This window comes from Thioalkalivibrio thiocyanodenitrificans ARhD 1, assembly GCF_000378965.1.
Classification (GTDB): domain Bacteria; phylum Pseudomonadota; class Gammaproteobacteria; order Ectothiorhodospirales; family Ectothiorhodospiraceae; genus Thioalkalivibrio_A; species Thioalkalivibrio_A thiocyanodenitrificans.
The window spans coordinates 259,181-259,482 of sequence record NZ_KB900536.1 but is presented as its reverse complement, the minus strand read 5'-3'; positions in this window follow the sequence as shown (position 1 = coordinate 259,482).

The window sequence follows — 302 nt, the reverse complement described above, 5'->3', positions numbered from 1 at the left end:
TTCGTGACCAAGGCACCGTTCCGCCAGAGGCGCAACACTCGGTAATGGTGGGTGGTTCACCCTTACCATGTCGGGACTCTCACCCGACCAGATGCGCCACGCTTTGCGCGGCGCGCTAACGCTTTAGCTCAGCCGCCGCGCGTTAGCGGGGTCGGCTGCAGCGACTTGTTAGAAGACCACGGTACGGTCTGGATACATGGGTAACAGTATAGTCTGGGGACATGGGTGACAGTTGGATGATAATCCGGGGCAGCCCAGGAGGTGCCCCATGCCTTGGAGTCAAACATCACCCATGGACCAGA